Source organism: Hymenobacter metallilatus (assembly GCF_003944705.1).
GTDB lineage: Bacteria > Bacteroidota > Bacteroidia > Cytophagales > Hymenobacteraceae > Hymenobacter > Hymenobacter metallilatus.
In genome coordinates, this window is sequence record NZ_RWIS01000018.1 from 82,755 (window position 1) to 89,658 (window position 6,904).

Sequence of the window (6,904 nt, forward strand, 5' to 3'; positions counted from 1 at the left end):
TGATGCCAGTATTTGCCGGTTTCCACAATCCAGCTCCGACTTTTTTTGCGTACGGCCCGTATTCTGGCCGAATACTTGCCGGTCGGCGCTTTAACTTCGCCCCCCTATTGCGGCTTACCTTTCATTTTATGCCCAGACTTTTTCTACTTCTCTGGCTGATGCTGATGGCATTGGTTGACGTAAGCCCGGCGCTCGGCCAGGCTGGCCCGGCGGCCCGCGCCAAAATGCGCGGCAAAGTGTACGTACACCGCCCTAACTACCGCACCTACAAAGGCCGCAGCAACAAAATACGCCGCAAGCGCACGATACGCTACCGGCAGAAGTGGTTCCAGTTCTGGCGCCGGAAAAAACCAAAAAACTCCACTCCGCCCCGCTCCCGCAACCAGACAATTGGCGGCGGACAATAAATTGTAGCACAGCAAAAAACCGGTCTTCCCTATGCCCGCTGGCAGGGAGGACCGGTTTTTTGTGCTTTGCGGCTGCCAGGGTTTCGTTTTCTACACCTGGTTTTTGAGCCCTGCTGCCTCCGAAAGGCAATTTTAATTCTACAACAGGAGTTATATCTGAGCACGCTCACCTAATTCTGGCTTATGACCCGCGTCCTGATTCTGGTTTTTGCCCTGCTCGTGTTGAGCGGCGGCCCCGTTTCCACGGCCGAAGCCGGCCGGCCCACCCGTTATGCCCGCGCCAAAATGCGCGGCCGCGCTTACACGCACCGCCCGTTTTACAAGCAGTACAAGGGCCGCAAGGCCAGTAAGAAACGACTTAGCTTCTTCCACCAGAAAGCCCGTGCCGGCAACTCCTCTTACAAAGTAGGCCGCCACTCCACGCGGTAGGCATAAAGCAAAAGAAGAACGTGTCATGCCGAACGGAGCGAGAAATCTGGGTTAGCCGCATGTGCTTAACTCAGATTTCTCGCTCCGTTCGGCATGACACGCGCTTTTTACTAACGAATCTGTTTAGAAAGTCTTACAGAACAATTTAGAACGTCATGCTGAGCTTGTCGAAGCATCTCTACCGCTTTGTTGAAAGATTCAGAAGATGCGGTAGAGATGCTTCGACAAGCTCAGCATGGCGTTCTTTCGACTTCTTGAACAGCTTCAACGATTAGCCTTGCGCCTCCGCGTACCACGCCCGCCGCACCTGCACCAGCAGTTGCTCGGCGGCGGCCTTATCCGGCGTTTCGGGCAGGGCGGCGGTAGCAAAAGCAGCTTCTACCCTTCCCACTAAGGCTTCGGCCTCCGTTACCAGCTGCTCGTACTCAAACTCGCCCCGGCGGATATGCAGCAGGAACTCCCGGTTAGGGCGGCGCACGTGCAGGCGGCCGGTGGTGGCAATTTCCTCGGCCATGCCCAGCAGCCGGAACACGTGGAGCATGTTCTTGGCGTCGTAGTTTTTGCCGTGCTGCACGGTGTTCTGGTACCGCTCGGGGTTGCGCTTCTGCTCCCACTCCTGGTACTCCCGAAATACCCGGCAGTAGGTGCTGTAGCCGTTGCGGTTGAAGCTCAGGTAAGCCACCGGCATCTCCCCTTTCGGCACGGCCGAGAGCAGCACGTCCTGGGAGGTTTCCGCGTCGCGCAGCAGGCCCCGGTAGCCGTGGCGGCGGTCCGGGGTTTCGTCTACGAACAGGGCGTACAGGTCGTGAAGGTGGTTTACGTTGGCGAGGCCGCACTGCCCGGGCTGGAGGCCGCGCCGCGCCAGCCAGGTAGCTACCGGCTGCGCCCCGGCCCCTACGGTCACGTAGCAGAAATCCAGCACCGATTTGCGCTGGGGCGGCTCGGGGTGGTTGATTTTCTTGTTCAGCCCCCGGGCCTTTTTGATCTGGGCCACGGCGTACTCGGCGAAGCTTTGCCGGCAGAGCTGGGAGAGAAAATTCTCGACCCGGAACGCCTCAAACAGTGGGTGCCGGTACCGCACGCAATCCTGGGGGGAGGCCAGCAGTTCCAGGGCCGTGGGGTTGCTTTTGAGCAGCAGCTCCACGAAGCGACGCAGCTCATAATACACCTCGTCGTTGGTGGCGTTGGCAACCTGGGGCACGTAATCGAGGCCGAAGAACTCGGTTTCGGGCAGGATGAACACGCCTTTCAGGTCCACATCGGAGTGGGGCAGGTCGGTGCCGTAGGCGCGGCTGCCGCTCAGGGCCTCAAACAGGATAAGGCCCCGCTGGCGCAGGTCGGAAATTGTGAGCATAGTTCTTTTGGTGCGGGAGCCAATGGCCGGCGGAATGGTTTGGGGCGTATTTTCTACTTTTAGGCAGGTAGTCAGGCCTCCTTTCTGCGCCAGACTACGGCCATAACAAGACAACAGCCGAATGCCGAACCAACAGGTTACGCTCAGACCAACCGAACCCACTGACCTGGATTCGTTATTTCGGTTTCAGCTGAATGCTGAGGCAGCCCATCTGGCGGCTTTCATGCCCAAAGATTACGCTAATTGGAAGCATATCGGGAGAAATACAGCCGGTTTTTGCACGACCCCACCATCCACATGCACACCATTCTGGTGGATGCCGTGCTGGCCGGCAGCATTGCTAAGTTTGAACTGCATGGCAACGCCGAAATTACCTATTGGCTGGACCGCAGCTTTTGGGGCCGGGGCGTGGCAACTGCCGCGTTGCGTAGCTTCCTGCAGCTGGAGCCGGCCTGCCCCCTCACTGGCCGGGTGGCCTTCGACAATTTTGGCTCACAGAAAGTCCTCACCAACTGTGGCTTTCACAAAGTGGGCACCGATACCGGCTTTGCCAGTGCGCGCCAGGCCGAGATTGAAGAATTTATCTACCAGCTGACGTGACCGACGGCCAGTAGCGCGAAACCGTTGCTTCGCGTATCGTTGTCGATACCAACCGCATTACCAACCGTTTCCGTCCGACGATACGCGAAGCAACGGCTTCGCGCTACGGCTGCGGCTGCAGCCACGCCCGGAATACAGCATCTAGCGCCAACGTTGGCTCGGGGTGGCGCGGGACGGGCAAGGTGGCGCGGGCGACCTGGCCAGCGGCGTATTCCTGCTGCAGATACGCCACCAGCAGCGCCGGGCGCGGCACGGTGGTTTTCTCGTCGGCGGTGGCTTTGCGGGCCAGCAGCTCATCTACGGTACCGGTCAGCTCCGTCGGCAGCAGCTCCCGCAGCGGCCGGAACTCCATGGGCGGCACCTCCGTGGGGCGTTGCTGAATCCAGCGGGCGGCCAGCGTGGCGCGCAGGGCGTAGAACAACCGCTTGAGGCGCACCTGCTCGCCGGTCAAATCCTCCTCTACCCCGCGCCGCAGCTGGCCCAGGTAGTGGTGCAAGCCAGCCCGGGGGTTCCAGCAGACGGGCAGCAGCGGCCCCAGCGCCGCCCGAAACCCGGCCGCCTCCCGGTACACCACCGGCGACTGAAGCCACTCGAAAAGGGCCGCATTGGAGCCGCGCAGCAGCTTCAGCGTCTTGCGCAGCTCCCAGCCGCCCAGGTCCAGCTCGTCGTCCACGGGGAAGCTGAGCGTGTCGGGGCCTTCTTCGAGGGTCAGGTACCAGTCGGCCGGGTGGCTGTAGATGAAGCGCACGTCGTAGTCGGAATCGGGCGAGGGGAAGCCCCAGGCCCGGCTGCCCGACTCGCAGGCGAAGAGGATACGGATGCCGTGGGTAGCTTCGAGTTGGGTGAGGGCGAATTGGATGCGGAGCTGCACGGGAAAGTGAAAAGGGGGCCGTAATGACAGGATTCGTACCCGAATATCTAGTACTATTGGGAAATAACTGCCATCCGGCTCAGTTACTGACCGATTTCTGCCAGCTTCTCGTCGCGCCCTATGCCATTTCCCGCTCGCCTGCTTTCCGCCACCCTCCTGCTCGGCCTGACCCTGACCAACTGCCAACCCAGGCCTGCTGCCACCGAAACGGCCGCCACCACTACCCCGCCCGTCGCGCCGGATACTCCAACCGCCATCAGCGCCGCCACCATCAGCAAGTACCTTCAGGCGGTTTCTTCGGACGAGATGCTGGGGCGCAAGCCGTTTACCGAGGGCGAGACGCGCAGCACCCAGTATCTGGCCGATGAGTTCCGGCGGTTGGGTTTGCAGCCGGGCCCCAACGGTACGTATTTCCAGCCGGTGCCGCTGGTAGAAATTACCGGCACACCCGCCCCGGCCCTGCTCATCAAGGGCAAAGGGCAGCCGCTGAGCCTCGAGTACAAGACGGATTTTGTGACCTTCACCCAGCGCGAGCAGCCCACGGTGAGCGTGCAGAACACGCCGCTGGTGTTTGCCGGCTACGGCGTGGTGGCCCCCGAGTACGGCTGGGACGACTACGCGGGCCTCGACGTGAAGGGCAAAACCGTGGTGGTGCTGGTGAATGACCCCGGCAACGCGGGCCAGGATTCTACCCTGTTCAAGGGTCGGGCCATGACGTACTACGGCCGCTGGACCTACAAATACGAGGAAGCCGCCCGCCACGGGGCCGCCGCCGTGCTCATCGTGCACGATACCCAACCGGCCGCCTACCCCTGGAGCGTGGTGCTGAGCGGGGCCGTGAGTCCCAAGCTGCGCCCCCAAACCGACAATAAAGGTGCCGACAAGTGCGCCCTGGAAGGCTGGCTGACGCTGGACGCGGCCAAACGGCTGTTCCAGGCCGCCGGCCAGAACTACGACCAACTGTACGCCGCTGCCAACACCAAGGGCTTTAAGCCGCGCGCATTGGGCGGGCTCACGCTCTCGGGCAGCATCCAGAACAAGCTCCGCCGCCAGACCTCGCGCAACGTGCTGGCCGTGCTGCCCGGCACCACCCGCGCCAGCGAGTACATTCTCTACTCGGCCCACTGGGACCATTTCGGCATCGGCAAAGCCATTCAGGGCGACTCCATCTACAACGGGGCCGTGGATGATGGCACCGGTCTGGCCGCCCTGCTCAGCATTGCCGAAGCCTTCCAGAAAAGCCCGGAGAAGCCCCAGCGCAGCATCGTGTTCCTGGCCGTTACGGCCGAAGAGCAGGGTTTGCTGGGCTCGGCCTACTACGCCCAGCACCCGCCCTTTCCGCTCAACAAGACGGTGGCCGACCTAAACATGGACATGCTCTGGCCCTACGGCCCGATGAAGGACCTGACGGTTATCGGCTACGGCCAATCGGAGCTGGAGGACTACGCCCGCGCGGCGGCCCGGGAGCAGGACCGCTACGTGCTGCCCGACCAGACGCCCGAAACCGGCATGTTCTACCGCTCCGACCACTTCAACTTTGCCCACGTGGGCGTGCCCTCGCTCTACGCCAGCGGCAGCTTCGAGAGCCGCACCCAGGGCAAGCAGTGGATTGCCGACAAGCGCCGCGCCTACACCGCCGACATGTACCACAAGCCCGCCGACCAGTTCGACCCCAATTGGGACCTCTCGGGCATTGCCCAGGACGCCCAGCTCTACTTCCGCGTGGGCCAGCGCCTGGCCTCGGAAACCACCTTCCCGCAGTGGCGTGAAGGCTCAGAGTTCCGGGCGGCGCGGGATAAGAATGCGAATAGATAGTTTTATGTATGATAAGTACTATCTTTCGATTGAATCTTCAAAAGACAACTCATTTCCTCGTATGAATATTTTACATCTAACAGACTACCATTTCAGCACGAAACAATCTGATCAATATCGGCAATCAAAGATTGTTGATGCCTTGATCAACGATATAGTAGAAAGGGGACATAAACCTGATATTATATTTTTCACAGGTGACCTTGTTGATAATGGAAATAATATTGAAAATTTTCACAAAGCAAAATTTGAATTAATAGATAAGTTATTATCAAAACTGAATTTATCTATAGACAATTTCTTCATATGCCCTGGCAACCATGACATTAATCGAGAAAAAATAAGCTTAGCAACATTTGAATATATAGATAAAATACAAAATAATTCAAAACTAGATACATTTGCAACTATATCTAGTTTTGATTATAAAAATAGTCTTGAACCGTTATCAAATTATTTTGAATTCACAGACTCTATTTTTAATAATAGCAACAATGACTTTTTATACGAAAAAGGTTTTTCTTGTCACATTAGAAAATTCCATAATTTAAATATTGGAATTATGTGCGCCAATACATCTTGGCGAGCATTGGGAAAACTTGACACGAGCACTGGCACTAAATATGACCAAGGAAATCTGTTGATGCCATTGAAATTCATAAGTACAGGATTAAAATATATTGATAAATGTGATTTTAAAATTCTACTTCACCATCATCCGATGTCAGATTTTAAAGGCTTTAACAAATACGAATTAGAAGATATAATTCACAATAATTTCAATATATCTTTTTCTGGACATGTACACAAAGATTCAGCTTCTGCATTTTACACTAATAATTCAGGCATTCTTCAGTTAGAAGCGGCAGCAACCTTAGCTGAAGCTGACGGTTCAACAATTGGGTATACCTTTATTAATGTAAACCTAGATGATTCTATCGCACAGTGCTTGAGTAGATACTATGATATAAGAAGAGAATTTTTATATGACAATGGTGTAAAAAATATACCTATTCCTATTAGCCAAGCAAAACAAGAGCAGAATCGTTTTAGAAAAAAATTAAGACAGCGCTTCGATATTGAGCTAGAGGAGGCGAATGATCTTTTCCTCCACGGAAAAATAGAAAGAGGTATCAAAGGATTTAATGATCTTTGGACAGCTCCTGTTCTCAGCAAGAAAAGTTCAGAAGAAGTCAGAAGAGCTGATTTTGCTAGCCATTCGTTTGATTTCAATAATCTAATAAATGACTCTCATGATTATCTTATATTAGGAAAAGACAAATGTGGCAAGACATCACTATTAAGAGCGTGTTTGGGAATTAGGTAGGGGCTAAAAAGAAACGAGTCAGTAAGTTGCGCGGGGAGTTCCTAGGCTTCCACGGGCATTATGGTTGATGGCTACCAACCCCTTACTGACTCGCAGTGGCA

General features: G+C 55.9%; 7 protein-coding genes. 5 read left to right on the forward strand and 2 right to left on the reverse strand.

Features of this window, described 5'->3' with window-relative positions:
• Window positions 1-128 precede the first annotated feature (128 nt).
• On the forward strand, window positions 129-407 hold the full coding sequence (locus EI290_RS20795; RefSeq protein WP_125433571.1) for a hypothetical protein: 279 nt from the start codon (window positions 129-131) through the stop codon (window positions 405-407).
• Between the two features lie 183 nt (window positions 408-590).
• A complete protein-coding gene (locus tag EI290_RS20800) occupies window positions 591-836 on the forward strand; it encodes a hypothetical protein (RefSeq protein ID WP_125433572.1) in 246 nt (81 codons plus the stop codon).
• A gap of 271 nt (window positions 837-1,107) precedes the next feature.
• On the opposite strand, the gene EI290_RS20805 is transcribed toward EI290_RS20800, so the two are convergent.
• Window positions 1,108-2,190: a DNA polymerase beta superfamily protein gene (locus tag EI290_RS20805; protein ID WP_125433573.1), complete on the reverse strand. Its 1,083-nt coding sequence runs from the start codon at window positions 2,188-2,190 to the stop codon at window positions 1,108-1,110.
• 243 nt (window positions 2,191-2,433) lie between these two features.
• Here EI290_RS20805 and EI290_RS20810 point away from each other — a divergent pair, with 243 nt between their 5' ends.
• Window positions 2,434-2,790 (forward strand): GNAT family N-acetyltransferase, encoded by a 357-nt coding sequence (locus EI290_RS20810; protein ID WP_221766297.1) that lies wholly within the window; start codon window positions 2,434-2,436, stop codon window positions 2,788-2,790.
• Window positions 2,791-2,893: 103 nt separating this feature from the next.
• Here EI290_RS20810 and EI290_RS20815 read toward each other — a convergent pair whose 3' ends face one another.
• Complete coding sequence (locus EI290_RS20815; RefSeq protein ID WP_185817098.1) at window positions 2,894-3,661, reverse strand: nucleotidyltransferase domain-containing protein; 768 nt, start codon at window positions 3,659-3,661, stop codon at window positions 2,894-2,896.
• Between the two features lie 120 nt (window positions 3,662-3,781).
• Here EI290_RS20815 and EI290_RS20820 point away from each other — a divergent pair, with 120 nt between their 5' ends.
• Entirely contained in the window at window positions 3,782-5,476 is a 1,695-nt protein-coding gene (locus EI290_RS20820) for a M28 family metallopeptidase (protein WP_125433574.1), read from the forward strand.
• A gap of 61 nt (window positions 5,477-5,537) precedes the next feature.
• Window positions 5,538-6,803 (forward strand): metallophosphoesterase family protein, encoded by a 1,266-nt coding sequence (locus tag EI290_RS20825; protein ID WP_185817099.1) that lies wholly within the window; start codon window positions 5,538-5,540, stop codon window positions 6,801-6,803.
• Window positions 6,804-6,904 lie beyond the last annotated feature (101 nt).

Excerpts from the sequence above, each read along its gene's own strand:
- EI290_RS20795 (WP_125433571.1), top strand. The coding sequence starts at position 129 with ATGCCCAGACTTTTTCTACTTCTCTGGCTGATGCTGATGGCATTGGTT.
- EI290_RS20800 (WP_125433572.1), top strand. The coding sequence starts at position 591 with ATGACCCGCGTCCTGATTCTGGTTTTTGCCCTGCTCGTGTTGAGCGGC.
- EI290_RS20805 (WP_125433573.1), bottom strand. The coding sequence starts at position 2,190 with ATGCTCACAATTTCCGACCTGCGCCAGCGGGGCCTTATCCTGTTTGAG.
- EI290_RS20820 (WP_125433574.1), top strand. The coding sequence starts at position 3,782 with ATGCCATTTCCCGCTCGCCTGCTTTCCGCCACCCTCCTGCTCGGCCTG.
- EI290_RS20825 (WP_185817099.1), top strand. The coding sequence starts at position 5,538 with ATGAATATTTTACATCTAACAGACTACCATTTCAGCACGAAACAATCT.